The 26599-nt window shown below is 45.0% G+C and carries 22 protein-coding genes; 13 read left to right on the top strand and 9 right to left on the bottom strand.

The genetic code is table 11. The annotated features are described in order from the left end of the window. Positions 1-247: 247 nt before the first annotated feature. The 9 genes from CWE08_RS07410 to CWE08_RS07365 all read left to right on the top strand — a co-directional run bounded on the left by CWE08_RS07410 (position 248) and on the right by CWE08_RS07365 (position 13946). Complete coding sequence (locus CWE08_RS07410) at positions 248-1798, top strand: type I restriction-modification system subunit M (RefSeq protein ID WP_126767185.1); 1551 nt, start codon at positions 248-250, stop codon at positions 1796-1798. Positions 1799-1800: 2 nt separating this feature from the next. Further along, on the top strand, positions 1801-2964 hold the full coding sequence (locus tag CWE08_RS07405) for a restriction endonuclease subunit S (protein WP_198677103.1): 1164 nt from the start codon (positions 1801-1803) through the stop codon (positions 2962-2964). A gap of 156 nt (positions 2965-3120) precedes the next feature. After that, entirely contained in the window at positions 3121-4128 is a 1008-nt protein-coding gene (locus CWE08_RS07400) for a virulence RhuM family protein/type II toxin-antitoxin system death-on-curing family toxin (RefSeq protein ID WP_126767183.1), read from the top strand. Between the two features lie 104 nt (positions 4129-4232). Continuing rightward, complete coding sequence (locus CWE08_RS07395) at positions 4233-7331, top strand: type I restriction endonuclease subunit R (protein ID WP_126767181.1); 3099 nt, start codon at positions 4233-4235, stop codon at positions 7329-7331. Between the two features lie 56 nt (positions 7332-7387). Next, positions 7388-8221: a phosphoribosyltransferase-like protein gene (locus CWE08_RS07390; RefSeq protein ID WP_126767180.1), complete on the top strand. Its 834-nt coding sequence runs from the start codon at positions 7388-7390 to the stop codon at positions 8219-8221. A 4-nt stretch (positions 8222-8225) separates the two neighbouring features. Further along, the gene (locus CWE08_RS07385; RefSeq protein WP_126767179.1) at positions 8226-8525 is read left to right on the top strand and encodes a winged helix-turn-helix domain-containing protein; all 300 of its coding nucleotides are present in this window, start codon (positions 8226-8228) and stop codon (positions 8523-8525) included. A gap of 264 nt (positions 8526-8789) precedes the next feature. After that, complete coding sequence (locus tag CWE08_RS07380) at positions 8790-9803, top strand: reverse transcriptase family protein (RefSeq protein WP_126767178.1); 1014 nt, start codon at positions 8790-8792, stop codon at positions 9801-9803. Between the two features lie 547 nt (positions 9804-10350). Next, positions 10351-11907: a Fic family protein gene (locus CWE08_RS07375; RefSeq protein ID WP_126767177.1), complete on the top strand. Its 1557-nt coding sequence runs from the start codon at positions 10351-10353 to the stop codon at positions 11905-11907. Between the two features lie 431 nt (positions 11908-12338). Next, positions 12339-13946 carry an MBL fold metallo-hydrolase gene (locus CWE08_RS07365; RefSeq protein WP_126767174.1) on the top strand — a complete coding sequence of 536 codons (1608 nt, stop codon included), beginning with the start codon at positions 12339-12341 and terminating at the stop codon, positions 13944-13946. Between the two features lie 41 nt (positions 13947-13987). On the opposite strand, the gene CWE08_RS07360 is transcribed toward CWE08_RS07365, so the two are convergent. Then, positions 13988-15190, bottom strand: coding sequence for a hypothetical protein (locus tag CWE08_RS07360; protein ID WP_126767172.1), 1203 nt, complete (start codon positions 15188-15190; stop codon positions 13988-13990). Between the two features lie 59 nt (positions 15191-15249). Here CWE08_RS07360 and CWE08_RS07355 point away from each other — a divergent pair, with 59 nt between their 5' ends. Next, positions 15250-15546, top strand: coding sequence for a hypothetical protein (locus CWE08_RS07355; protein WP_126767171.1), 297 nt, complete (start codon positions 15250-15252; stop codon positions 15544-15546). A gap of 106 nt (positions 15547-15652) precedes the next feature. On the opposite strand, the gene CWE08_RS07350 is transcribed toward CWE08_RS07355, so the two are convergent. Both CWE08_RS07350 and CWE08_RS07345 read right to left on the bottom strand, forming a co-directional pair. After that, positions 15653-16897: an ATP-binding protein gene (locus CWE08_RS07350; protein ID WP_126767170.1), complete on the bottom strand. Its 1245-nt coding sequence runs from the start codon at positions 16895-16897 to the stop codon at positions 15653-15655. Between the two features lie 126 nt (positions 16898-17023). Next, positions 17024-17308, bottom strand: a complete 285-nt coding sequence (locus tag CWE08_RS07345; RefSeq protein WP_126767169.1) for a hypothetical protein — start codon at positions 17306-17308, stop codon at positions 17024-17026. A 145-nt stretch (positions 17309-17453) separates the two neighbouring features. Between CWE08_RS07345 and CWE08_RS07340 the strand changes: the two genes are divergently transcribed. Continuing rightward, a complete protein-coding gene (locus tag CWE08_RS07340; RefSeq protein ID WP_126767167.1) occupies positions 17454-20606 on the top strand; it encodes a DEAD/DEAH box helicase in 3153 nt (1050 codons plus the stop codon). Here CWE08_RS07340 and CWE08_RS12310 read toward each other — a convergent pair. Genes CWE08_RS12310 through CWE08_RS12300 form a run of 3 tightly spaced genes read right to left on the bottom strand, consistent with a single transcriptional unit; the run spans position 20603 to position 21604 of the window. Beyond that, on the bottom strand, positions 20603-20878 hold the full coding sequence (locus tag CWE08_RS12310; protein WP_241973857.1) for a hypothetical protein: 276 nt from the start codon (positions 20876-20878) through the stop codon (positions 20603-20605). The genes CWE08_RS07340 and CWE08_RS12310 overlap by 4 nt on opposite strands. Before the next feature lie 54 nt (positions 20879-20932). Then, positions 20933-21352: a hypothetical protein gene (locus CWE08_RS12305; RefSeq protein ID WP_241973856.1), complete on the bottom strand. Its 420-nt coding sequence runs from the start codon at positions 21350-21352 to the stop codon at positions 20933-20935. 6 nt (positions 21353-21358) lie between these two features. Next, positions 21359-21604: an SEC-C metal-binding domain-containing protein gene (locus CWE08_RS12300; RefSeq protein ID WP_275540783.1), complete on the bottom strand. Its 246-nt coding sequence runs from the start codon at positions 21602-21604 to the stop codon at positions 21359-21361. A gap of 130 nt (positions 21605-21734) precedes the next feature. Here CWE08_RS12300 and CWE08_RS07330 point away from each other — a divergent pair, with 130 nt between their 5' ends. Further along, complete coding sequence (locus tag CWE08_RS07330) at positions 21735-21953, top strand: hypothetical protein (protein WP_126767165.1); 219 nt, start codon at positions 21735-21737, stop codon at positions 21951-21953. A gap of 141 nt (positions 21954-22094) precedes the next feature. Here the strand turns inward: CWE08_RS07330 and CWE08_RS07325 are convergent, their stop codons facing one another. Together CWE08_RS07325 and CWE08_RS07320 are read right to left on the bottom strand one after the other, a co-directional pair. Further along, positions 22095-22550 (bottom strand): nuclear transport factor 2 family protein, encoded by a 456-nt coding sequence (locus CWE08_RS07325; RefSeq protein WP_126767164.1) that lies wholly within the window; start codon positions 22548-22550, stop codon positions 22095-22097. 88 nt (positions 22551-22638) lie between these two features. Then, positions 22639-23376 (bottom strand): endonuclease/exonuclease/phosphatase family protein, encoded by a 738-nt coding sequence (locus CWE08_RS07320; protein ID WP_241973855.1) that lies wholly within the window; start codon positions 23374-23376, stop codon positions 22639-22641. Between the two features lie 171 nt (positions 23377-23547). Here CWE08_RS07320 and CWE08_RS07315 point away from each other — a divergent pair, with 171 nt between their 5' ends. After that, a complete protein-coding gene (locus CWE08_RS07315; RefSeq protein WP_126767162.1) occupies positions 23548-25284 on the top strand; it encodes a bifunctional protein tyrosine phosphatase family protein/NAD(P)/FAD-dependent oxidoreductase in 1737 nt (578 codons plus the stop codon). 67 nt (positions 25285-25351) lie between these two features. Here the strand turns inward: CWE08_RS07315 and CWE08_RS07310 are convergent, their stop codons facing one another. Further along, positions 25352-26479 (bottom strand): GGDEF domain-containing protein, encoded by a 1128-nt coding sequence (locus CWE08_RS07310; protein ID WP_126767160.1) that lies wholly within the window; start codon positions 26477-26479, stop codon positions 25352-25354. Positions 26480-26599: the final 120 nt, after the last annotated feature.

Here is a 26599-nt window from a genome sequence, read left to right as displayed (position 1 = left end):
GCCTTCCCGAGACTTGGGAGGGGTGGTATGGGTAGTCTGCCACTATTTATTTGGACCTATGAGGCAAAACGATAGACGTGAACCGACTTTGTTCTGCCTTAACAAAGTGATAACTTTTCTATATTTTCAAAATTAAGATTTTATGGACAATTAAAACTTAGCTTAAAGGTTCCACGCGCACAGATTGTGGTATCTTTTAAAGCATATTAATAACAAGCTCAAAATGGATTAAGGCAGGGATATAAAAATGACAAGTACCCAACAGCGCGCCGCGCTTCAGCGCCAAATTTGGCAGATTGCCAACGACGTTCGTGGCTCAGTAGACGGCTGGGATTTTAAGCAGTATGTACTCGGTACCTTGTTCTATCGCTTTATCAGCGAAAACTTCGCCAGCTACATCGAAGCCGGTGACGAAAGCATCAACTATGCATCGCTTGATGACTCGGTAATTACCGACGACATCAAAGACGATGCCATTAAAACCAAAGGCTATTTTATTTACCCAAGCCAATTGTTCGTGAACGTTGCTAAGAACGCGAACAACAACGAGAGCTTGAACACCGACCTGGCCCGCATCTTTGGTGAAATTGAAAATTCAGCCAACGGCTATGCATCCGAAGATGACATTAAAGGCTTGTTCGCTGATTTCGACACCACCAGCAACCGCTTGGGTAATACCGTAAAAGACAAAAACCTACGTTTAGCGGCCGTATTAAAGGGCGTAGCCGGGTTAGACTTCGGCAACTTCGAAGACAACCAAATTGATTTATTCGGAGACGCTTACGAGTTTCTTATTTCAAACTATGCAGCGAATGCCGGGAAATCAGGTGGCGAGTTCTTCACGCCACAACATGTATCGAAGCTGATTGCGTTACTGGCGATTCATGGGCAAACCAGTATCAATAAAATCTATGACCCGGCAGCGGGTTCGGGTTCTTTGCTGATGCAGGCGAGAAAGCACATCGACGTGCATCGTATTGAAGACGGTTACTTCGGGCAGGAGATTAATCACACCACGTACAACCTTGCCCGTATGAACATGTTCCTGCACAACATCAACTACGACAAGTTCAATATCCAGTTAGGGAACACGCTTACGAATCCACATTTTTTGGATGACAAGCCGTTTGATGCCATCGTTTCTAACCCACCCTACTCGGTGAAGTGGATTGGCAGCGATGACCCCACACTCATTAACGACGAGCGTTTTGCCCCAGCAGGCGTACTAGCCCCCAAATCAAAAGCTGACTTTGCCTTTGTGTTGCACGCACTCAGTTATCTTTCGAGCAAAGGCCGTGCAGCCATTGTTTGTTTCCCCGGTATTTTCTATCGCGGTGGTGCCGAGCAGAAAATTCGTAAGTACCTGGTAGACAACAACTACGTTGAAACCGTGATTTCGTTAGCGCCAAACTTGTTCTTTGGTACCACGATTGCCGTCAACATTTTGGTGCTCTCCAAGCATAAGCAAGACACCAGTACACAGTTTATTGACGCGAGTAACCTGTTCAAGAAGGAAACCAACAACAACATTCTGACCGATGAGCACATCGAGCAGATCATGAAAGTGTTCGAGAGCAAAGAGGATGTTGAGCACTTTGCCAAGTCGGTACCATTTGAGAAGGTTTCTGGAAGTGAGTACAACCTTTCTGTCAGCAGCTATGTCGAAGCCAAAGACAATCGCGAAGTTGTCGACATTACGGAGCTTAACGCAGAGCTGAAAACGACCGTTGCCAAAATTGACCAATTGCGTGCGGATATTGATGCGATTGTGGCGGAAATTGAGGGAGCGGGAGTATAAGTATGGATATTTCTGGTTTTATGGCGAAGTTGCTTCATAGGGATGACATCATATGGTTGCCGTTGAAATCGGTATTGGTGCGCACAAAAGGGACTAAAATCACAGCGGGACAGATGAAGGTACTGCATAAAGATGGTGCGCCGGTAAAAATATTTGCTGGGGGAAAAACTGTTGCGTTTGTCGATTACGACGATATACCGGAGAAGGACATAAACACCAAACCCTCTATCATTGTTAAGTCGCGTGGAAATATAGAGTTTGAGTATTATGACCAACCATTCTCACACAAGAACGAAATGTGGTCGTATCATTCAAATGAAAAAAGTATAAATATTAAGTATCTGTATCATTACCTAAAAATGAACCAGAGCTATTTTCAAGGCATCGGTAGTAAGATGCAGATGCCACAAATCGCCACACCAGATACTGATAATTTTCAGGTTCCAATCCCATGCCCTGAAAACCCAGAAAAGTCGCTACAAATCCAAGCGGAAATCGTCCGAATTTTGGACGCGTTTACCTCCCTTACCGCCGAGCTTACCGCCGAGCTTAGCGCACGCAAGCAGCAGTATAGCCACTATCAGTTTGAACTGTTGCAATTTACAGAAGCGACTCAACATTTAAAAATTGGAGAGTGCTGTGATATCAAAAAAGGTTTAACACCAATTAAAAAAGCAACGCCAGGTAAATATCCACTTGTTGCCACAACTCAAGAAAGACAGTCGTCTTCTGAATATCAATTTGATTGTGCTGCTGTATGTGTGCCATTAATATCATCAAGAGGTCATGGGGTAGCAAGTATAGACCGGATATATTTTCAAGAAGGTAAATTTGCTCTTGGCAATATTTTGTGTGCAATCATCCCCAATGACAGTCAAGTTTTATCAGCTAAATTTCTAAGATATTATCTCTTTGATAAAAAAGATGTACTGTTAGTCCCTTTGATGAGAGGTGGCGCAAATGTTTCCTTAACTGTGGATTCTCTCAAAAAGGTTAAAATACCTATACCACCTATAGCTGACCAAGAACGAATCGTTCGTATCCTCGATAAGTTCGATGAACTTGTTAAAGGCCTCCCTCGCGAAATCGAGCTGCGGCAAAAGCAGTACGAGTATTACCGTGATCTGCTATTAAGCTTTCCAAAGCCAGATGAGCAGGCGGCTTGATATGATAAAAATGCTTGGGGATGTAGTCTGTTCAGGTGCTCTTCCCGAAGCGATAGGTAATTGTGGAATGTTGGTTGGGTACGAGTTTTTAATGGTGATTACCGAGGATTTCTCGGTAGTTCAAAGTTTAACAATGACACGGAAAAGGAGTTTCCAATGACCAGCAATATTGAGATATACCAAACCGATAATGGCAAGCTTGAGCTGAAAGTTGAGCTTGATGATGAAACAGTATGGTTAACACAGGCTCAAATAGCTGAGCTGTTCGAAGTTAAACCGCAAAACATCACCATGCACCTGAAAAATGTATTTTCCGATGGCGAGCTGCAAGAATCGGCAACTTGTAAGGATTCCTTACAAGTTCAAATGGAAGGTGCACGAGAAGTTAAACGGAAGCGCAAGCTCTACAATCTCGATGCCATTATTTCCGTGGGTTATCGTGTGAACTCAGCGCGCGCAACGCAATTCCGCCAATGGGCCACACGCACGTTAAAGAACCACCTGATTGAAGGCTACACGCTTAACCAGCGGCGACTACAAGAGCGAGGTGTTGAGTTCGAGCAAGCGATTGCTTTGCTTTCTCGTACACTGGCTAACCAACAATTAGTGAGTGATGAAGGCGCGGCTGTACTTGCTGTCATTAATGACTATGCGCGCAGTTGGAGCCTGTTACAGGGTTATGACGAACAAAGCCTAACCTCATTAACGAACAAGCAAAATGACATGCTGGCGCTGAAGCTAGACGATGTACTTGTTGCGATTGCCGAACTTAAAAAGATGCTGATTGAAAAAGGTGAAGCGACCGAGCTGTTTGGCCAAGTACGTGGTGACGGCTTGGCGTCCGCACTGGCTACTATTGAGCAAGGCTTCGCCGACGAACTGTTTTATCCGAATGTTGCCAGCCGCGCTGCACACTTGCTCTACTTTGTGATTAAGAACCACCCGCTTGCCGACGGTAATAAGCGCACCGGGTCATTTTTATTTTTATGGTATTTACGAGTAAACCAGCACTTATTGGCAAAACCTGTCGAACAACTAATAAACGACAATACGTTGGTTGCGCTGGCATTATTAGTTGCCGAAAGCTTGCCCGACCAGAAAGAACTAATGATTCGTTTGGTTGAGCATTTTATTCTGTTGAAAGCAGATGATAAAAGCGACTAGTTCCATTTTGGAACCCGTGCACTGAAAGCAGTTATTTCCATTTTGGAAACAACCACTCAACCGCACGTGATTAAAAGGCTGTTGCAGAAAAAGGATACAAAGGAATGACCACCTACAAACCCATAGCCGAGTCAAAACACTTTATCGTTTTAGATAAGTACACCAAGCAATATGAAGTTGCTGAAAGCTATCAAAGCGAGAGTGATTTAGAGCGTGAGCTGATTCAAGATTTAGTGAATCAGGGCTATGAGTATGTTCCCGGGCTGAATAACCCAATGGCGATGCTTGCCAACGTGCGCGTGCAGTTACAAACCTTAAATAACGTTGAATTCTCGGACGGCGAGTGGGCGCGCTTTGTTGAGATCTACCTTGATAGGCCCAGCGACAGCATCACCGATAAAACGCGCAAAATTCACGACGACTACATTGAAGATTTCGTTTTTGATGATGGCCGTATTCAAAACATTTACTTGGTCGATAAAAAGAACATCGCGCGCAACAAAGTGCAGGTGATCAAGCAGTTTGAACAAACGGGTTCGCATGCGAATCGTTACGACGTCACCATTTTGGTGAACGGCCTGCCACTCGTTCAAATTGAACTGAAAAAGCGCGGTGTGGCCATTCGTGAAGCCTTTAACCAAGTGCACCGCTACAGCAAAGAGAGTTTCAATGCCGAAAGCTCATTGTTTAAGTATCTGCAGCTATTTGTGATTTCAAACGGGACCGACACGCGCTACTTTGCCAACACCGTCAAGCGTAACAAGAACACCTTTGATTTCACCATGAACTGGGCGAAATCTGACAACGGCTTGATTAAAGATCTTAAAGACTTCACTGCGACCTTCTTTCAAAAAGAGACGTTGCTCAAAGTATTACTGCACTTCTCGGTGTTTGATGTAAGCGACACCCTGCTGGTGATGCGGCCTTATCAAATTGCCGCCACAGAGCGAATCTTGTGGAAAATAAAAAGCGCGTTTCAGGCCAAGCAATGGAGTTCAACCGATGCTGGCGGCTATATCTGGCACACCACAGGCTCGGGGAAAACATTAACCAGCTTTAAAGCAGCACGCTTAGCGACCGAACTCGATTTTATCGACAAAGTATTCTTCGTGGTGGACCGTAAAGATCTCGATTACCAGACCATGAAGGAATATCAGCGTTTCTCGCCGGATAGCGTCAATGGCTCGGATAGCACCGCAGGGCTTAAGCGTAATTTGAGTTTGGATGACAACAAAATCATTGTGACCACCATTCAGAAACTAAATAACCTGATGAAAACAGAGCGTGACTTGCCGGTTTATCGTCAGCAGGTGGTGTTTATTTTTGACGAATGCCACCGCAGTCAGTTTGGTGAAGCGCAGAAGAACTTACAGAAGAAATTTAAGCGCTATTATCAGTTTGGTTTTACCGGAACGCCGATATTTCCACAGAATGCATTAGGCGCTGAGACGACCGCTAGCGTGTTTGGTCGGGAACTGCATTCGTACGTGATCACTGATGCCATTCGCGACGAAAAAGTGCTTAAGTTCAAAGTGGACTACAACGACGTACGACCCCAGTTCCGTCAAATTGAGACCGAGCAGGACGAGAAAAAACTCAGTGCCGCAGAGAACAAACAAGCGTTACTTCACCCGGAACGTATTCGGGAAATCACCCAATACATACTGACGCACTTTCGCCAAAAAACGCACCGCATGAAGGCGGGCGGGCGAGGTTTTAATGCCATGTTCGCGGTCAGCAGCGTTGATGCTGCAAAAGCCTACTACGAGGCGTTTAAACAACTGCAACAAGATGCCGAGCGACCTTTGCGTGTGGCGACCATTTTCTCGTTCGCCGCGAATGAAGAGCAAGATTCCATCGGTGAGATACCCGATGAAAGCTTTGAAGTCTCCGCCATGAATAGCAGCGGTAAGGAGTTTCTAAGCGCAGCGATTGCTGATTACAACGCCATGTTTCAATCCAACTATGGCGTGGATAGCAACGGCTTCCAAAACTACTACCGTGATCTTGCCAAGCGCGTGAAAAGCCAAGAAATTGATTTGCTGATTGTGGTGGGTATGTTCCTCACCGGTTTTGATGCACCGACACTGAATACCTTGTTTGTGGATAAGAACCTGCGTTACCACGGACTTATTCAAGCCTATTCGCGCACCAATCGTATTTACGATGCTACGAAGACTTTCGGCAATATCGTGACCTTCCGTGATTTGGAGAAAGCGACGATTGATGCCATCACTTTGTTTGGTGATAAGAATACGAAGAATGTAGTGCTCGAGAAGAGCTATAAAGAGTACATGGAAGGCTTCACAGACCTCGTCACTGGGCAAGCGCGACGTGGCTTTATGGAAGTGGTTTCCGAACTCGAGCAACGTTTTCCTAACCCTGATGAAATTGAGCTCGAGAAAGACAAGAAAGACTTCGCCAAATTATTTGGCGAGTATTTGCGTGTTGAAAACATCCTGCAAAACTACGATGAATTTGCCAGCTTAAAAGCGTTGCAGACCATTGATACGAGCGATGCGGAAGCTGTTGAAGCGTTCAAGATTGAGCATCACTTAAGCGACGACGATATCGCGACGTTACAAACGATTCGCATACCGCCTGAGCGCAAGGTGCAAGATTATCGCTCGACCTATAACGATATTCGCGACTGGATACGCCGCGAGAAATCAGCCGAGAACCAAGCACAGTCAACAATTGACTGGGACGATATCGAGTTTGAAATCGACTTGCTAAAATCGCAGGAAATTAACCTCGACTACATTCTTGAGCTGATATTCGAGCAGAACAAGAAAAACAAAAGCAAAGGTGATTTGATTGAAGAAGTTCGCCGTCTGATTCGAGCCAGCCTTGGCAACCGCGCCAAAGAAAGCTTAATTGTCGACTTCATCAACCAAACCGACTTAGATGAAATGCCAGATAAAGCAGGCATTATCGATGAGTTCTTCAAGTTCGCTCAAGCCGAGCAGCAGCGCGAAGCCGAAGAGCTCATTCGTTCAGAAAACCTAAATGAAGACGCGGCCAAGCGCTATATCGCCGCCTCATTACGCCGAGAATACGCCAGCGAAAACGGCACCGAACTCAACTCAACACTACCGAAGTTAAGCCCTTTGAACCCAGAATACCGGACCAAGAAGCAAACGGTGTTTCAGAAGATCTCGGCGTTTGTTGAGAAGTTTAAAGGGGTTGGTGGGCAGCTTTAGTTACGCTTAATCTGAATCAAATAAATTCAAGCCGAGTTAAGGAGTTTTACCTGATTATGCAGAAATATCACAAACAGATGCAGGAATTTCTGCTTGCTAATCCATGGATGAGTGAATTTCAAGATCAGCTTTCATATTTGATATTCGAAGAGTGTTCGTCAAACACAGAGAGAGACTTAGTGTTTCATTTCCTAAGAAGTGGAAAATTCATGTCTCAACAAGCATATAACTCGGCTATTGGAGAGCTTGTGAGGGAAGCTGAGGCAATGGTTAACAGATACTCGCAAGACATTATTGTTGTCGCCACTTCAATTGACAGCGATCCCGACAGCTCTAATGAATTGATATATGCCATTAAGATAGGTCTTGGACGAAGTTGCCTACAGCAACGAATTAAGCCGATCAATTCACTTAACTCATTAAAGGACGCAATCAAGAAATCAGGTATTAAAAAGTGTCTTTGGATCGATGAGTTTATTGGAACAGGAACTTCGATTATTGGTCGGCATAAAGAGATTATGACACGGTTCGCGCAGGCTAAAATTACCGATGTCGATGTAAAAGTCAAAGTCATTCTTTCAACTGAAGAAGGCTTAGCAAAGGTCAAAGCGGCGGGAATAAATGTTGAATCGCTCCACTCCATTAGAAAAGCAATAGCAGATTCTTTTGGGCCTAGTGCTATGGAATATAAAGTGCTTGATGGTATGTGTTCGCAGTTTGCAACTGAATACGGTAACGAGCAGTTAAGTGTCTTGGGATGGGGCGATTCCGAAGCAGTTTATGGTAGGGAGAGAGGTAACGTTCCTAACAATGTGTTGCCTATACTGTGGTGGGGTCTTTATAAAAATGGAAATCCTCGGCCTTTCGTGCTGAGTCGATTTATCGGTTAGGTTTATGAAAAAAGATGTAGCAAAAAAAATATTAAAATTACTCATTGAGAGCTATGCAGGTTTAGCGGCGAGTACGCTTTATGGTCGAGCTAACCTTGAGTTTAAAGTGTTTACTCAAACTCTTCTGTTGCTCGAAGAGGAGGGATATATCCTTAATCGCGAGGATTTTATTCGAATAACCTCTAAAGGCAAGGAGCAGCTTTTACAGGTTGAGAAAGCACAAAAAAGGCAAGTAGCTCATGTGCGAGATGAAGAGTTCTATACTCCCAATGTGAACCGATTGAGATTGTCGCAAAAGAGTTAGTTTGCTATGGTTGGAAACGTGGCTCTCGAGCCTAGTTACCTGTAAAAGAGTGCAGTCGCTCTGGGCTTAAGGTCAGTTTTAGCCTCGGTAAAAGACGACTCCTTAAAAATGTTCCATTTTTAAGGAGTGCTCGCACCGCTGCGCGGTGACTCGCTGGAAAGATTATCAGTCTTTCCGCGCGAGCACGGAAAGACTGATAATCTTTCCGCGGGAGCAAAAGTTTCGATGTAGGATCGAGAGCCACAATTACAAGCGTGATAAATTATGAAATTAAAATCGCCAAAAGAATGGGAAGGCTATATAAAAAGCAGGGGATTAGAACCTGAATTAGAAAAGACCTTGTCAGCTTATGCGAGCAACCTCTCAAGTAAAAACTTACCGGTTATATTCGAGCTCGAACATTTATCTAATATACTTGATATTGAACATGACGAGATGAGAGTCATGGTGAATGGCTCGGATTGGTTTTATAGAGAGTTCGAAATACCAAAGCGACGCGGAGGGGTAAGGGTGATTAAAGTCCCCTACAGTTCGCTAATGCACGCCCAATATTGGCTTAAAGAAGCAATACTAGACAAAGAATTTATTCACAGTAAAGCGCATGGATTTGCTAATGGGAAATCTATAAAAAGTCACGTAGAGTGTCACTGCCATTCACTTCATATATTAAAATTAGACATTAAAGATTTTTTCCCAACATTTAAGAAATCTTGGGTAGCTAATTATTTTAATCAGCTTGGTTATGCGCCAAACGTTGCTTTTTATCTAGCAAACTTAACGACTGATACTGTATCACTTGTTCAAGGTGCGCCCACAAGTCCTGTGTTAAGTAATATTTTGTTTAGAAAAGCTGACAGAGCTTTGAACAAAATAGCGGTGAAGTACGAATTATCATATTCACGGTATGCCGATGACATGTGTTTCTCGGGTAATTATATTCCTAAAAAACTTTTGAGACTGGTAGAACGAATTTTACGTTATTTTGGTTTTCAGTTAAATTCGCGGAAAACATATTTAGGTCCAGTTAATGGTTGCCATATCACCGGGATAAAAGTTGTCGATGGACAACTAAAGGTTTCGAGAAAGCTAAAACGAGAACTACGAAAACAAATTCATTTTATTGGTAAGTACGGGTTACTAAGTCACGTAAATAAGAAAAGGATTAGAGACGTATTTTTTGTCGAAAGGTTGATGGGGCAACTTAACTTTTGGAAATTCATTGAACCTGAACATGAATTTCCAATCGAAGCTTTGAGTCTTTTGCGACAAAAATTATAAGCTACGGCGTGCCAACTGGATCCAAAAATGGATCCTAAATGCGAAAAAACCAGACTTTAAACCAGCAAGTGTTTGTTTTATAAGACGATAATATCTACATCATCCATTCAGATCCAAAATATTGAATAATTTTCTCTACGCTGTCTGATATTTTCCTGATGCTTCCAAAGCCCTTTTAAATAGAGGGCTTTGTTGTTTCTGGAACTTCCTGATTTTTCCGTTGCGTAGCAGCTTTCTAGGGGATTACAGAACGACGGGAGGCGCATCAGAAGGTTGCTGATGTGATTGGGACGCTAGTTTAGAGCTGTGTCATTAATGGGGAAGTGGACAACTGATGTAACTAAAAATCGCAGTTCAACAAGGAAATGTTGATTCGTAAGTTAAAAGTCTACTTTTTAAGTGCAATACCTTATTTATAAGTGTGGTTGGTGATTTGTAATCAGAATATCTAAAATGTAATGATTTTTTTGGTAAATCAGCTATCATATATGTATACATAAACGTTGGCTAAAGATAAGACCTTTTTGGCGAGAAGTAAAGGACTGCTATGAAACCAGTTGGATATGCTTACCTTAATCTGCATTACGATCTACGTCTACCAAAGCTCGGGGTGGAGGTTTATCAGGACCCAAATGCCGAAAAAGAACAGTTGATCCAGTATGGTGGGAGCAAGCGAAAGGTGATTCCTGGCCATCTAAAATACGATGATAACCCCTATTCGCAAATGCATGCGGCAATAAAGAACCAAGGCATTAGATTACATTTCTTTGCGGCAATTTATAAAAAAATTAATGTGACTGAATTTACGGCGTTTATTTTAGATAAACCGACAAGTCAATATAATCGAGTGCTCTGGTTTCTGTACGAATGGCTAACTGGACAGAAACTTGACATCCCGGACTTAAAGTCGTCGAATTATATAAAGTTATTTGAGGACGAGTTCTACTACACCCTGGGAAATGGGCAGAAAGATAAAAGAACACGGGTTATTAACAACGCGCTAGGTACACCTGACTTTTGTCCGACGATCCGAAAAACAACTGAGATAAGTGAGCTTGATAAGGCTGACGTTTATAAAACTGCATTTGCAAAAATGCAGCGCATCGGAGAGCAGCTATCAGTTGATGTGATTGGGCGATCAGTTAATTACCTTTATACAAAAGAAACAAAGTCATCCACAGAAATCGAAAGAGAAAAGCCAAATCGACAGCGAATGCAAAGATTCCTGAATGCGATAAAAAATGTTGGCTTATATGAGTTGAACAAGCATTCGCTCATCAACGTTCAGAATCAAATTGTGGATGAGAAGTTTAAAGCGATAGATTACCGTGAATCGGAAATTTATGTCGGTACAACGATTCAACGGTTTGGGAATCGAGATGAAGATGTTCATTATGTTGGTGCGAAACAAGAACACGTAGCAAGTATGATGAATGGACTATTCAAGCTACACGAAAACTTGATGATCGATGGCTCAGTTCCCCCATTATTCCACGCAACTTTGATCTCATTCGGTGAAGTTTATATTCACCCATTTGACGATGGAAATGGTCGCATTCATCGCTATCTGATTCATGACGTCATGAAGCATCGAGAACCAGAGCATAAGTTTATTATTCCGATATCTGCTGCGATCTTAAAAAACCAACAAAAATACGACCAGGTTCTTGAAACCATTTCAGTACCAATAATGGCGATGTTGGATTATGAACTCGACAATTCCAATAGAATCGTAATCAATAATGATATTGATTACATGTATCGCTTTCCGGACTACACCGAGCATGTAAAGTTTGTATATGAGATGATGGATACAGCCATCTCCGATGATCTACTAAAAGAGGTATGCTTACTTACCGTTTTCGATTGTTTGAAAAAATTTATCAACGAAAATGCGGATTTGCCGAATAATAAAATTGATATGGTTTTGTCGATTATTATTCAAAATGGCGGTGAAGTTTCGAAACGCAAGCGTCAGGAATTAGAATCTCTATTAGAAAGCCAGATTCTCAATGAATTAGAGGAGCTCGCGACACACCTAATCGAAGAAATTAAAAATAAATTCGAAATAGATGTTGTTGCGGTGATGAATGAAGAGACTTAAGCGCTAATAAACGAGACGGTAAATGTTTCTATTTCTCTATTTATTTTATTAACCGCTTGTCGGTGGATCAATTTTACTCCGTTGGTAACATCGGTTTTGCTGGTTAATTTCATTTACTTCACGTTTATTCTGTTGTTGCGCTTTTCGCTCAATTTGCAAGCGATAGGCTGAGGTTAAAAATGCTTTATCGTAGGCAAAACTAAATCCCCCACCTCGGCTTGTGAAAGGCGCTGGTCTACATAACATTACTTTATGACTAATAACCCTGTAGACCTTAAAGATACATGGTTTGATTTCGGGATCGTGTCGCAGAAAAGGTATTTGCCTGCACTGAAGTAATAAACTTTGAACTTAGACTCCCAACCCACCTATTTCAGAGTCTTTTGCACGGAGAGAATGACCTCGAATTAACTAAACGAGGTAATACAATAATGAATATTGAATTTTTGGGTCCTTTAGGCCGTGTAACCGGTTCTTGTACTTGGATGTACGATAAAGAAAAGGATTGGAATTTCTTGGTAGATTGCGGCATCCAACAGGGCGAGGGCAATTCGGATGTTTGGAATCAGGGAGTTGAATGGCCATTTGAGCCAAGGGAGATTAAATTTGTATTGCTAACGCATGCTCACGTGGATCATTGCGGTCTGATCCCGCTTCTTTACAAAAAGGGCTTTCAAGGCAAGGTAATCTGCACCTCAGAAACGGCAGCGATTGCCAGAGTTATGCTTGCTGATGCTGTGAAGTTATGTGCCTTTTATGACGAAAGTGATGTAGCAAAAATAAAGTGGTTTGAGCCGCGAGGAAAATCATTGTTAGGGGGCGCTCTTCACCCGATTGATGATGATCTTTATATCAATTTTTACCGAACGAGCCATATTATCGGTGCCGTTGCAATTGGTGTGTACTGGGGTGACTTCAAGGCAGGTAAGCAGAAAAAGATTGTTTTCTCGGGTGACCTAGGTGTCTGCAACGAAGACTCAGAGCACTTGCCTTTGCTACGACACATCATGAAACCACATGAATTCGATTATGCTGTTATCGAGTCTACTTACGGAGGAAAAGTTCGCTCTACGGAGGAGCAAACCGTTGAGTTTCGTTGGAATCAGATTCAGAAATTGTGTGATCAAGTTGTAGCAAATGACCGCGGGGCTTTGTTACCCTCTTTCTCTCTCGGTAGAGCGCAAGATCTGCTCTTTGATTTGCATTGGATTCTTAACTCAAAACCCGAGAAGTACTCGAATATTGAGCTTGTGTTCGATTCACCAACAGCAAACAAGCTTACTCCCATCATATTACAGGCACTGGAGCGTACCGAAGTAACAGGTAAATCCTTTAAAAAAGCACGTCCTTTATGGTTAGGAAAACAAATATTCCGTTGGTTTGAGCTCGACGATACCGACCCAAATCAGGTAGACAGGCTGATTGATATCGTGAGAATGACTCTTGGTGAAGTGCCAAAGTTCCCAGAATATGCGGGGCTTTTCGGAAATCAGATTGCAAAATCATGGGCGTCGAGAGTACGAGTCATCTCGGAGCGTAACCAAAGGGAAGAGATACCAGAGAACGGCTCGCAAATTGTCATCGCAAGTTCTGGTAGCTGTGATGGTGGGGCAGTAACCCATTGGCTGCCGAAAGTCGTTCGCAGTGAAAGGAACCTCATCTGCCTTACTGGGTTTTCTGGGCCTGCCTCAGTTGCCGGGCAGCTTTCAAATCTTCAGGGTGTCGAACGGAGTGAACGACGACGTCTTCGGGGGAGCATTCAAATAGAGAGCGCTAATCTTGAGATTCCAATTCGAGATATATCTTGTCAAATAACCACCTTAAATGGTTACTCAGGTCATGCGGATCAAACAGGGCTCCTGAATTGGCTGTTTTGGAGTTTCAAAGGCGAAAGCAGGCGCACTGCACCATTTATTTTTATTCAGCATGGGAATGACAATGAGAGGAAAGCCTTAAAAAAAGCGATTTGTGAAAAAAACGGAAAAGAGTCATTAACAGTGAAATTACCGAGCCGGCAAACCCATAAGTACAGGTTGTAGCTCAAGATCTCGGAACAAGAGGGCGCCACTTATGTTCCCTCTTATTCCGAGTAAATGGCTTTAAAATGTACATAATATGAGGGATAGCGATCAACACTTCGATTAAAAGCCTCGAAACATTGAATGGATTGAAAAGGCTGTAAATCTTCGAAAATCTCCAAAAAGAGTCGGTCCATAGCCATAACTGCCACCCCGATATGTGTTAGAAAATCAACTTCAACGCTGCTTTGACGCTCACTGCGAAGGTTCTTAATAAAGCCTCGAAATTTATTATAGCTAGGGAGCTTTCCTTTGCGCCAATCTTTAAGCAAGTCGAGCTGCTTTTCTGCTAAATCATAGCCATTAATCGTCTCGTTGCTGTTTTCTATGGGGATGTATGAGGCAAGTTCGTATAATGTTATCCGGCTCTTAAATGGCGAAGTTCCAATGTCGTCTGCAAGCCATTTTAAGAACAGTTCAAATGAATCTTTGAGCTCAACTCTTGAATTCTCAATCACTAGCGGTTGAATAAGTGAACTGATGATGCCGCGCTTGAACCAAGATGGTTTTCTGTCAACCATTGCTGGCGATAACTGACGAATCCTATTTAACCAACCTAGCTCAAGCAGGGCTGCGGCTGAAAAATAGAAATCCATTTTTGAGCTGCAGTGCCATAGGGCGAGATCCTCTTCTGAGTATGAATTCGGTAGTTTATGAAGAACCGACTGAGCCGTCTGTAAGGCTCGGTCGGTAATAAGTGTCTGACTCTTTAGTTGAGCAATATAGTCGTCAAACATACAATGCTTCGGTAAATTTGCGAGTGAAGTTTTATTCAAAATGGTTCGTTCTAGATTGATTCTAGCCTCAATAAAATCAATAAGGTAACTCCATTCACTCAAGCTGTTTTGATTACATTTGAATGCTGCAACCATGCCAGTCCAGCCAGTTTCAGCTGCGCCACCGGTGTACTCATCTTCATTCGGAAGGCCCAACTCGAGGGAGTTAGAGGCCGACATCGCTTGCTGGAAAAATTCAGTAACTTTATCGCGGGATTTCGAGCTGACGCTTTGTATATTCTCCGAGTCGTTAAGTTTATACAGTGTTGCTCTTGATATAGGTAAATCAATTTCTAATGCCACTGATAGCTCCTGAAGCATTAAAGCAAAGCCGCTCGTTAGCCCAAGTAACTTTTTTGTATGAGCAAGATTTGGCAATAATGGTGTAGACTTGCTTCCAAGCGCGGGTAGCATTCTTGCTATTGGCACAACATATTCCTTATTGTTAGGGCATCTAGCGGTTTTACTTTTCACTATATCGAATAACCATGCGAAAATCTGACAAAAAGCTGGAAACTGAAATCATTCGGCGCTTAACCGATGTGTGTGAAGCTATGAAGCCGCAGCTCGAAGGCTTTGTGTGGCTCACCCATGAGGTAAATTATCAGCGGTTTCCACAGAGCCTGGTGGTTACGTTGGTGTTTAATGACGAGGTGACGGAGCAAGTTTTATTGGCTGAATTTGCTCAAATGCTTCCTGCAGTTCAAGCCGCGCTGCGGCCTATTCTAAAGAACGACTTACCCGCCAAACAAATCGAAGCACGACGAGAGCACCGGTTACATTGATCGCAGAATGTTCCGGTTCTAGCTGCTCACTTTATGAGAAACTACCCGGCGGTGGACGAAGCACGCGTTATCGAGTTCAGGTTTGTTAAGCAGCACTGTATCCTCTTCACATCAAAACGCTTATTGGAATGGCATAAAATCCATTTCCAAAGGGCAAAATTGCATCACCATCATAAAAAAGTACACCCATTGCAAAATTTTCAGGACAAGAATGCTGCAATTTGCGTAGGCCCTTAAAGTCACTTGTGAGCACAGTACTGGCCGACTTCACTTCAAAACCGTAGATCGAGCGTCCACGCTCAATAACAATATCAACTTCAACCTTATCTTTGTTTCGGAAATGGTAAAACTTCAAAGGCTCATTATAGGCATCAGCATGTTTTTTAAGTTCTTGTAACGTAAACGTTTCGAGCATTTGCCCCCAAATAGTTCGGTCTTGATAGAGTGTCTCCGCATCTACCCCCAGAAGTGAACACGCAAGACCTGTGTCGAGGAAGTGTAACTTGGGCGTTTTAACAGCACGACTTAATCGATTAGTATGCCAAGGTTGCACTTGCTCAATAATAAACAGTTGCTCTAACAACCCAAGATAATGATTTATCGTTGGTCGCGATAACGCAAAAGGAGCCGCGAGCTCGGAGGCATTAAAAAGCCGTGCGGATTGGCTGGCAGCTACCTCCAGCAATCTCGGTAGCTCACTCAAGTTCTGAATAGCTGCAATATCCTGTACGTCACGCTGAACAATAGTGTTGACATAATCTCGATACCAAACCGCTCGCCGTTTCGAATTGTTTCTGAGAATTGCGGGTGGATAGCCACCGGCGGTCACTACACGACTTAATTCTGCACCTAAGCGCCATAATCTATGTTGATTGAAAGAGGCTCGCGGCTTTTCCTCAAAAAGCTCATCGAAAAATGTCGTTGCGGAACGATGAGCGATTTCTGCTTGTGCCAAGGGCCGTAAGTGAATAATTTCCATGCGCCCAGCAAGAGAATCAGAAAGTGTAGGCAATAGAAGAATATTGGCTGACCCAGTCAAAATAAAGCGCCCAGCTGTCCGGTTTGAGTCAACAACGGCTTTTATCGCAGTAAAAATCTGTGGAACGCGTTGAACTTCGTCAAGAATACACAAATTGGGTAGGTCACGAACAAAGCCAACGGGGTCTGACTGCGCCGCGTTTAGCTGGTTTGCATCGTCAAAACTAATATAGTGATACCCGAGTGGCTCACCAATCCGCCTCGCTAATGTTTTTTTTCCGCTCTGGCGAGAACCATGAATCAATATAACTGGCGATTCATTAAGCGCCTCTTGGATGGCGTGTTCAGCAAAACGTGAATAGTAGTCCGTCATAACGATCACCCTAGTTAAATTTCAACATCGGCTAATTGTAACTTTTGGTTCGTCTAATTGAAAGTTCTATTCCGTCTAGTTGAAAGTATCCGTCCGTTTAAATGAAAGTGAACTCTAGGCAAAGATCTACCCACTATTTGCTTCACGTGCATCAATTGTTAGGGCCTTCTCTATGAACTTCTTGATCAATTCCTCTGGCGTAATGCCAAGCTCTGCGGCGCGATTTTTCAATGCTTGCGGTGTCGCCTCTTCGTGCGTAAACATAATGGTAAAACGTTCGCCTTCGGGTTCGCTTAGAGCCTTCATTTCCGCTCGCCATTGGTCGCGGTGAATATAAAGGAATACAAAAGTGCCGATGAGTACAAACATCGGCCCGAGTACGATCATAAATTTAGCAACGGTATCGACCATGGTTTATTTCCTTTCTGTGAGTGAGTTAACACTAAGCTTTCCCATTCATTGAATCATGCTTTTTGAATCGCGCAACAAATTCGCACCTCAAACTTGCCCTTCACAAATTTTCCTGGCACTTTAGGTTTCCAAGTAAGGAGGCTGCATGTCGGATTTGCCACAGGGTTTGTATGAACTGCTGAGAACGGCCGAGTTAGACGAGGCGTTGGCGCAGTTTGGCGATCGAGCGGAGCTTGAAAGCCTTAATTTAGAAACCGGTGTGCGCCATTTGGCTCATGCTATTACTGAGCAGATTTCCGATATTCTAACGCAGGTTGCAGAAACGGGGGGCAATGGCCAAGAGCGATTACAGCGGCAAGTAGAGCTACTCAACGCATTGTTAGTGCAAGCGCGGCAGCTTGCGCAGGTTGAGCGTGAAGCAAATCCAATAGCAAATCCTCCCCAAGTGCTACGCAGTATTTCGCCGCCGAACCAATCGTTAGAGTTACCCGCCATTGGCCTTGCACAACCTTGGTTGTTTACTTCAGGCAAAGATTCCCCAGCACTTTTGCATGAGCTGCAAAGTGAACTGAATAGCTGCGATTCCGTGGACATTCTGGTGAGCTTTATTACAGTGTCGGGTGTTCGCAAAATTATCGATACGTTGAAACGCATTACAGCGCTTAACGCTGCAGGCCAATCGCAAACCAAGCTTCGCATTATTACCACCACCTACATTGGTGCTACAGATCAAAAAGCGCTCGATCAACTGGCCGCGCTGCCGAATACCCACGTGAAAGTTTCCCTCGATGGGCGGCGAACTCGGCTGCATGCTAAGGCTTGGATTTTTGGACGGGAAACGGGCTTTGGTTCGGCCTATGTGGGCAGTGCGAACCTTTCCGGTGCAGCGCTTATGGGCGGTTTAGAATGGACGGTGAAGTTTACTGAAAAAGGCCAAAGAGCACTTTTTAGCCGCGCCAAAGCCCATTTTGAAACCCTTTGGCAAGACGAAGAATTTCAAGCCTACGATCCGAATAACACCGAGCATCAACGTGCCCTTAAAGATGCGTTGGTGCGGGAAAAAGGCGGGCAATACGAAGTGGTGCAAGGCATTACCACTTTCTTTGATATTCAACCGAAGCCTTTTCAGCGTATTTTGTTGGATCAGCTCGAGAATGAGCGCGAGCATGGCCGTTTTAAGAACCTGTTGGTGGCCGCTACAGGCACAGGTAAAACTGTAATGGCAGCCTTTGATTACAAACGTTTATGTGAGCGTGAAGGCGGTCAACCGCGGTTGTTGTTCGTGGCGCACCGAAAGGAAATACTCCAGCAAGCATTGAATACTTATCGGCATGTGTTGCGCGACGGTAATTTTGGTGAGCTTCTTTCCGGGCAGCACCAACCGAGCCAATATGCCCATGTGTTCACTACCATTCAAAGTGCCTTGAGCCAGAAATTGATTGAGCGATATGGTGCCGATTACTGGCGTGTGGTGGTGATCGACGAGTGCCACCATATTGCCGCTAATAGTTTTACTCAGTTTGCACAAGCGATTCAGCCGCGCTATTTGCTAGGGCTTACCGCTACCCCAGAGCGCTCTGATGACAGAAGCATTTTCACCCATTTCGATATGCGGCCTGATGGCTCGCCTGCCGCACAGTTACGTCTTTGGCATGCACTCGATCAGCAATTGCTGGCGCCTTTTGAATACTATGCCTGTGCCGACAATACGGATTACCGCGATGTTCCGTGGCGACAAGCGGGGGAAATTAGTGCGCTCGATGCCGTATTAACCGGCAACCATGTGCGTGCACAAGCCATCGTGAATGCGTGGCAAGGGCTGGTGAGCAATATTGAGGAATGCCGTGCTTTGGCGTTTTGTGTAGCCATTGCTCACGCCGAGTTCATGGTGGAAATGTTTGATAAAGCAGGCATTAAAGCTGCCTGCATTACTGGTGCAGCAACGGCTACTGAGCGTGAAGAGTTGCCGCGCATGCTGGAGCGCAGAGAAATCAACGTGCTGGTAACCGTTGATTTGTATAACGAAGGGGTGGATTTGCCCTTCGTTGATACCTTGCTGTTATTGCGCCCAACTCAAAGTGCCACGCTTTTTCAACAGCAAATTGGCCGTGGGCTGCGCTTGCATGAAGGCAAAGAGAGCTGTTTGGTGATTGATTTTGTGGGCAATTCCGCAGGCAATTTCCGCTTCGATGTACTTTACAGCGCCATTACGGGGCTCTCTCGCAAAGGCATTATGGAAGGTGTTGAGAAGGGCTTTGGTAAGTTGCCGATGGGCTGCCACATTCAACTACAAAGCCAAGCCCGTGAACAAATTCTTGCCTCGTTGCGAGAGGCGGTGAATTTTAGTTGGAATCGATTAGCACAAGAGCTGGCTCATTACCGTGCCAGAGGCGGAGCGAACTCGCTCAGCCAGTTTTTGAGTGAACAGCAGCTTGAACTTGATGATGTTTACCGCAGCGCTATCGGAACTAAAAAAACCGGCTGGACCCCACTGAAGCGCGCTGCGAATATTGTTAACGAAGAAGTAACCGCTCACCAACTTGAAGAAGAGCGTTATTTTAGCCGCCGGTTTGCCGCGCTTTTGCATGTAGACGACGTGGAGCAACTCAATGTTTTGAGAGCCGTGGGTGCGAGCCTTGGTGCGCTAGAAGTTACTGCAGAAAATAAAACACGCTTGCTCATGTTTTGCTATCAGGTAGCTGGTGGCAGTGGTGCACTTACCATTGCCAGTGTGATGGAGCGATTGGCTGCACTACCCGATATATGTAATGAGTTGGTAGAGCTCGCTGATTACTTAGATGCCCGCACCAACAAAGTATATGCTGCACTTCCCGGTTTAAGCGATACGCCTTTGAAGCTGCACAGTGCCTATCATATTCGGGAAATACTCGCCGCTATTGGGTATTACACAGAAGCCACAGCACCGCCATTTCAGGCGGGAGTTCTGCGCTTGAATGAGCAAAAAACCGAATTGTTGTTTGTTACGCTCGACAAATCCGACGCACTTCATGAAGGCGTGGCGTACGACGATTACGCCATTAGCCGATCGCTCTTTCATTGGCAATCGCAAAGCTCAACGGGGCCAAATGCACCGGCGGGTAGGCGCTATATAGAACAGGCACAAAACGGCTGGCAATTTCAGCTCTTCGTGCGCCTGAACAAGCAAAGCCCTTATCGCGCCTGCGGCCCTGTTGATTTTGTTCGCTATCACGGCTCACAACCCATGAACATTACCTGGCAGCTCCGCGAACCTCTCATCGACGAGCTCTTCCAAGCGTTCTCGGTAATTCGCGGCTAAACCTCAAACACGAAGGTGTGTGCCAACATGTGTTGCAGTTCCACACTGTAAGATGTTTCTCCTTCTGGGCTATATCGCCCAGGGGAGGCTTTCAAGAAGCCCCAATACTGCAAGAAGCGCTCGATAAAGCGAGTTTCGATGATATGGCAGAATGTGCGTTCAACCGTGGTGTATTGTGATTGCGGAATTTGAGCCAAAATATCTGGAAACGCGGTGGCGGTTTCTTTGCCTAACTGGTTGAGTGAGCGGTGCTTTTGGATGCGCCAAAGCATGAACACCCAAAATAGGCGTATGTTTATGTGTTCACCGTAGCTATCGAAGTACGCTCAGTTGTAGCGATTCACTGTAACTTCCAGCATGGGCACAAAAAAGGCGCCTATCCCATGTTTTAAGAACTGCTTTTGCGCGTCTTTTTTCACATGGAAGTAGCCTCCACGGCGGTAAATAATGCCTGCTAACTCTGCGATAATTCGAGTGTAGTGCAGGGCGTTGAACTTGTCTTCGTTTGCACCCGCGAATTCACTGATACTGATATGCGTGGGGTAATCGGAGGTAGGCAATTCGGCCCAAAGCTCGGTGGCTTTTTTCACAATAAAGGTGGGTAAATTCCCTTTCGATGTCGCTTTAAATTTGCCATCGTTTTCCATGGCCGCGCTAATGATCAGTTCCAAGTACCGCATTACGGGGCTGGCGCTGAAGTCTGTGGGGGTATTTATTTTTATCCCCTCCAGCGCATCGAACGGCATATAAAGCTAGTTCTGCATTAGGTTGGGTGAAATGCCACAGAAGTCGTCGATGGGCTTATTATTTCGGTCATGCATCATGCGCTCGGCCACTAAATTTATCTCATCGATGGACAAATTCGGATTCATCGCAAGCGTTTGCTCGAGCGCATCACGAATTTCGTTGGTTTGTTTGCCAACGCTGTTCATGCAGCACTTTTTGAATTTTTTGCCGCTGCCACAAGAGCATGGGTCGTTCCTACCGAGCTGAGCCATAAACGTTTTTCCATCATTAATTTTAGGTTGATATTCTAACAAATGAACACTTAGGTTGAGAACCGCGACACATCTTGTCGTGGCGTTGCGTAGAATGGAGTGCAATTAGAAAACACCAAGGAGAAAGCCAATGGCGCAGCGACTACATATTGTATTGAGCGAGGAAACCACCAAACGTTATTTAAAGCTGGCGAGAGAAAAAACAGAAGGCGAGATAAACGAAGACTGTGAACCCTCAGGCGCAAGTATTCAGATAGATATTTGGCACTTAGAAAATGCAGTATCGATCGAGGTGGGCAGCGATTGGATTGACATCGGCGAAGCGAGTGTGGATTTAATCGACGCCTAAATGAAACCGTATACGCTAAGCCCTTAATTGTGAGCAAAAGAGCAATAACGGTTTTGTATGGCACGAATCAATAGTTTGAGTGAAATGCCACAGAAACCCTCAACGAGATTGTACTATACAGAACACGAAGTAGCCGCTAGGCTACTCCTGCCGCCGCGTGGCATGCCAATTAATAGCCTGCCAGCGGTTATCTTGCCATAGCATAACGCCGCTGTTGTAGAACTCTTCTCGGCCGTAGCCGGCATTGCTTTCGGTTTCTGATACGAGAACGAAATTAATCACTACCAAATCACCAAAGGCTTTATAGCTGAAGTTTTCGGCGCTATAACTTTGCCAAAAACCTTCAATCTGTTCGGCGGGGCCGGCGCTAAAAACACCTTCCATCAGTTGCTGTTTACCAAATCGGGTGCCGCTCGAGCTGGTGTAAGTGAGATCAGCGTGCCAGAAGGCGTCGTGTATTTCTGCATCGTTGGCGCTAGCGCCCTCTAAAAAGCGTTTAAGCGTTGGTTCGAGCTGCTTGAAATCGGCTGTAGATTGCGCCAACGCAGGCATTGATAAACTTAAGCTAATTAGCACCAGTAGTAAGAGCTTTTGCATTTTTGTTCCTTAATCGTTCATTTAGAGAACCTAACTATAGCTGATGAGCCAAAGTGGCGCCCTCACATCGTTACAGCCGTTTAATAATTCACAGCACAAATCGCGCATAAATTGGGTTGTGGTCGGATACACTTGTGGTGTCGATGGCCGTTGCCTCTTTCAATCCTAAATCGCGATAGAAAATGAAATCGAGAGGGTTTTGGCGATAGGTTTTGATGTGCTGGGCATCAAACATGTTGGCTTGGCGTAAGCCTACACTGCGGCAAAATTTAAGTAGGTGTAAACGCCGCTGGCGGTTCCATACGTTAAAATCACCAGCAACGATAAGCGGCCCTTCATGATGCAGAAGTTCGGCTTTCAATAGCTCAAGTTCGCGTAAAAAATGGTTGGTGCGCACAAAGTTAATAGCGTGAACATTCACAATTAACAGCGATTTATCATCTGAAAGTGGATGATACGAGAGCATATAGCTTTTATGGGTAGCGAACATACCTTCTCGATGGCGTGAAAGAAGTGGCTGCGCTTCGGTAAATGCATATTGGCTGGCGGTTATAACGCCATAGGTTGAACGGTTGGTTTGCATATTCGGCGCAAGGGCATACGACCACTGGGGTAGATACCAATCATTATTTGAGGCGAATTTGGCTTCTTGCAGCAACAAAAACAAGCTCGGAAATTGTTCCAGCACGCGTGAAAGCGCCAACTGAAATTTCAACGTTTGCGTGAGCTTTTGCGTGTTCCAGCAAAGCACGCCAAATTCCTCACCCGGCACAATGAGCTGCTCATGAAAAAAACGCTGAGGAACAATGATCTTGGGTTTTAACACTTCCCCGCCTTGCAATCGCTAGTAAATGAATTTTGCGGTTCACGATTCTGGTTGCTAAATCATCATACTTCAAGCGCAGCAAACACCCAAAATTTCTTTCCTGTTGGAATTGCAACAGATACCGAATTGTGGTTATATGCTTAGAATGAATCGAAATATAAGGTTTTGCTAATGGATATTCGTCAACTAACTCCGCTGATTAGTGTTTCACCACAAATTACGGTTGAAGATGTGGGTGTTTTGGCATCGAAAGGTTTTAAAACTATTTTTTGTAATCGCCCGGATAACGAAAGTGATGATCAGGTGAATGCTGATGCAATCAGGCATGCAGCAGAAAAAAATGGTTTAGCTTTTCATTATTTGCCGATTACGCCCGGCCAGATAAGCGATACGGATATTTCAGAATTTGCCGAACTCATGGCGGGTAACCGCGGGCCGATTTTGGCTTACTGCCGCACTGGAAATCGTTCGAGTACATTGTGGGCGCTAGCTGAATCTGCGCATATCACGCCGGAAGCGCTGCTCGAGGCCACCAAAGCTGTGGGTTATGATTTATCGGGGCAGCATGAACGCATGCAGCAACGTTTTGCCGAGAGTAAATCGGAAGCAACAACATCGCGTTCAGCAAAACGCCATACGGTGGTGATTGTAGGAGGTGGCGCGGGTGGCCAATCGGTAGCGAGTAGCTTACTGAAACGCCAGCCTGATCTAGACATCGCTATCGTTGAGCCGGCGAGTTCGCATTATTATCAGCCCGGCTGGACCTTGGTAGGTGGTGGCGTATTCAAACGCGAACAAACGCAGCGGGCGATGAAAGATGTGATGCCAAGCAAAATCGCCTGGTATCAAACCGCTGTGAGCGAATTTAACCCGAAAGATCAGCGTATTGTTTTAGAGAATGGCGATGAACTTGCCTATCAAAGTTTGGTGGTGGCCACAGGCTTGAAGCTTGATTGGGATGCCATTCCGGGCCTCAGAGAAACGCTTGGGCAAAATGGTGTTACTTCTAATTATCGCTTTGATTTGGCCCCTTACACTTGGAAACTGGTGCAATCTTTACGCAAAGGCAAGGCTATTTTTACTCAACCACCGATGCCTATTAAATGCGCAGGTGCACCGCAAAAGGCCATGTACCTCTCTTGTGATGAATGGAAGCGAAGTGGCCATTTGGCACAGATGGACGTTGAGTTTTGTACTTCGGGTGCGGCCCTTTTTGGGGTGGCGGATTATGTTCCTGCACTTATGGAATATGTGGATGATTACGGTATTCAATTGCAGTTCAAGCACACGCTTAAATCAGTTGATGGCCCCAACAAGAAAGCGATTTTTTCAGCGATTGATGAGCAGGGAAACGAAACTGAAATCACTAAATCGTTTGATATGCTGCACGTTTGCCCGCCTCAATGTGCGCCCGATGTAATAGCTAAAAGCCCGTTGGCCGATGCCGCTGGCTGGGTAGATGTAAGCCCAGAAACGCTACAACATAAGCATTTCGGTAACATTTACGCTGTAGGTGATGTATCGAATGCACCGAATGCAAAAACTGCTGCCGCTGTGCGCAGCCAAGCCCCTGTGGTGGCCGAAAACGTATTAGCTAGCCTACGAGGCGCACCGGCTATGGCGCTCTACGAGGGCTACGGTTCTTGCCCGTTAACGGTTGAGCGCGGCAAAATTGTGTTAGCGGAGTTCGGTTACGGTGGCAAATTGCAACCTACGTTCCCCGGTTGGCTAGTAAATGGTAAGCGCCCTTCACGATTAGCTTGGTTTTTAAAAGAAAAACTACTGCCGTGGCTATATTGGGAAGGCATGCTGAAAGGGAAAGAGTGGCTAGTGGCGCCGAAGCACCTTACGCACCGGCCAGAACCACAATCAGCTCCCGATGCCTGTAACTTTGAAGATAAAAAATAGCTTCTTCAGTGGGCGCCGCACCGAATAGGTGAGGCGCCCACTGAATCTCGCTCGTCGGAGGAGCTGCTTATATTTCACCAGCATAAAGTGCGTCTTTTGCTTTATATAACAATACATCGGCTTTGCGCATGATGTCGTGAACGGTGCCGGCATCGCGGGAACTGCATGCGCCGCAGCTGAAGCTCATGGGTTCGCCGATGTATTGCTCACCTTGGGCGGCAATTTCGCTGCGCAGTTCTGCAAGTATTCGCTCGTGGCTGATCGGCGTTTGCTCCGGCAGCACTAGGCCAAACTCTTCGCCGCCTAAACGGCCGGCAACGCCATTAAACCGGTTTTCTATCTGTAATAGCGCTTTTGAAAACTCACGCAAAACTAAATCACCGGTGGAATGGCCGAAACGGTCGTTCACTGATTTAAACTTATCAATGTCCATGAAATAGAGTGTGAATGGCTCGCGAGCAACCAGCTTTTCTTTCGTGAGCAACTCAAAGTGTTGGCGATTGTGAATGCCGGTTAAATAATCAACATTGGCGCGCATTTGCAGCTTTTCATCGGAACGTTCTTTTAAGAAGCCAATAAAGCCGATGCCATTCCCCAAAGCACTGATAAAGGTAGCAAACATAAACAGTTGGTTACTAAAGAGCGCTTGGGTAATGATGTAATCGGGGTTCTCAATCGCTAGTGTGCCGCGAATTAGGCAAAGCATCATGATAAACACATTTACAATCAGCAATACTTTTGGGAACACGCTTCCTGAATGCTGCCGTGTGAGTTTGTAAAGCGCGAAAACATTCACCAGAAAAGATACCGCAATTAAGTATGAGGCGGTAACAATCATGGTGTTGTTGGGGCCGGGTGCGCTGTTGAAGTGCATATAAGAGAAAATAGCACTCGCAAGCATGAAACCAAGCACAAGGTGAAATAGCTTTATGCCGGCATCGGCAAGTTTGTTGTATGCGCGAGCTTCGGCCCAGCAGCCGAGGAGAATGAGAATATTGGCAAACCAGCGTAAATCATCGGAAAACGTATATAGGGCGATGGCATAAATAAAGAATGAAACCGCCTTAACACCGTGTGCTTGCGCCCAATCTTTACAGGCCAGATGCGATTCAGGGTTACGTACCTGCTGCCAGCTATACAAGGCAAACGTGAGATTGGTAATCCCCGTTAGAATAATAATGGTAATAATATCCATGCGCGCGCCGCATTCTCTTTTTATTTGTTGGGCGTTTTGCAAACTTTATGGCCTAATCAGCGATTGTGCAAGCTTTGTGCTTTTTCGAATCACATTTTCTGCTGAACGGAGCTTAATACC

This window comes from Aliidiomarina iranensis (assembly GCF_003987135.1).
Lineage (GTDB): Bacteria > Pseudomonadota > Gammaproteobacteria > Enterobacterales > Alteromonadaceae > Aliidiomarina > Aliidiomarina iranensis.
Note: the sequence above shows the minus strand (reverse complement) of the source record. Positions and strands in the feature narration are given on the sequence as shown.